2 protein-coding genes are annotated in these 1,559 nt (G+C 36.7%); both read right to left on the reverse strand.

The annotated features are described in order from the left end of the window. Positions 1-495: 495 nt before the first annotated feature. The gene (locus ABIB30_RS27215; protein WP_354306163.1) at positions 496-684 is read right to left on the reverse strand and encodes a DUF8506 family protein; all 189 of its coding nucleotides are present in this window, start codon (positions 682-684) and stop codon (positions 496-498) included. Then, the gene (locus ABIB30_RS27220) at positions 671-1,252 is read right to left on the reverse strand and encodes an ATPase (RefSeq protein ID WP_354306164.1); all 582 of its coding nucleotides are present in this window, start codon (positions 1,250-1,252) and stop codon (positions 671-673) included. The genes ABIB30_RS27215 and ABIB30_RS27220 overlap by 14 nt, the downstream gene beginning before the upstream one ends. Between the last annotated feature and the right edge of the window lie 307 nt (positions 1,253-1,559).

Below are 1,559 nucleotides of genomic sequence, written 5' to 3' on the forward strand. Positions count from 1 at the left end.
GAAGCTTAACAACAACCTCTACTTTACATCCTTTCAATCCTCAGCACTCATCCTTTTCTCTGTTTCCCTTCCTCCGAAGCGGGATGCAAAAGTAGGAAAATAAACCCATCCGCCAAACAATATCACACTAATAATTGTATACAATCGCTAACTCCATGGTTTCCAACCATAAAAACTTTAAACTAAATACTACAGGAACACATAAACCGCATTTTTAGCAAAAAAATCAGCTAAAAATCAATATCCTGTATTAAGCCAAATTCCATGATTCTTCTCATTTCTGTCTATTAAACGCTTTTTTTATCGAAAGATTAATTAAATAGGAAGAATAATAATCAAAACCAGTGTGCAGTACAGTAGAAAATGATAAAACAGGCAATAGGAATAAAACTATTATAAGTTAAAGCCGATAAAAGAATAGCATTGATACCTGAAAGAAATAGATATCAGAGAAGAAATAGATACTAATGGATTAATAGTTTATCAAACGATAAGCTATTTAGATAATTCCTTCAACAGATCTTTGGCAGGGACAGATTTAGTATTCCCTTCTTTATCACCAATAACAAGATCCTCGTTATTTACAGCAGCTTCCTCAGCCAGCTTACGCAAAGCCTTTTTGAGACCAACCATTACCTTATCGGTAAAAGTGCCATCTTGAATTAAAGAATCAAGTCTTTCCATAATTTTGCTGTCTAATGATAGTATTCCAAAGTTCGCGATTAAATACTGTTTTTCCAAAGCTGTCATATTTAGCAATCACTTCAGGTACCAGGTCCATGTTATTTACGATTGTCCATTCATCACATACTGGCATATACAGGTTATATAAATTATCAATGCCCCGGTAATATCTCCGCTCTATTACATTTGCAGGAATATGATGCCCTCCATTGCTCACTCTCTTAGCGACACGCTCTACGGTCAGATTTGGAGAGCTTAACCAAAAGTACAATAGGCTCACCTTGTAATCCAGCAGTTTCGCCTGTTTAATCAGGGAAACATAACTTCGGCTGGACAATGTAGTTTCAAATCCAAAATCAACCCTGGCTATCATCAATTCACGAATACGTCTGAGCATAATTCTGCCGGATTCAAAAGCTACGCTTTCAGGATTAAAAGGAGATAGGCCGCAAGCAATATTATCAGCATTCACAAACTCCATACAATTTAAGATTTCTGGCAGGATAGTATTACTCGCGGTAGTTTTGCCTGCACCATTGCAGCCAGCTATGATATAGAGATTAGCCAAGGGATCCAGCCTTTCTTCTATCGAAGAACTGAACAGATAATATCAGTCCTGTCAAAAATGCCAATTGCATTCTACCCCGCATATAAAGGATTGATCGTTTCATCAAATTAAAGATAGAAATTATCTTTCTCAAAATTCAGGAAGTAGTATTGAAGTTTCTACTGATCCAGGAGCCGGATCAGGTTAGGAGTTTGACTCCCCTACACTACAGGTTATATATACCGGGTTATATGAAGGCCGGGTTTATTTCTGTTTGATAAAAAACCTCTTTAAACAAGAAAAGCCTGTAGTTTCCTACAGGCTTTCT

This window comes from Pedobacter sp. UYP1 (assembly GCF_040547305.1).
In the GTDB taxonomy this organism is placed as follows: domain Bacteria; phylum Bacteroidota; class Bacteroidia; order Sphingobacteriales; family Sphingobacteriaceae; genus Pedobacter.

Coding starts and splice junctions, on each gene's coding strand:
- ABIB30_RS27215 (WP_354306163.1), bottom strand. CDS start 684: ATGGAAAGACTTGATTCTTTAATTCAAGATGGCACTTTTACCGATAAG.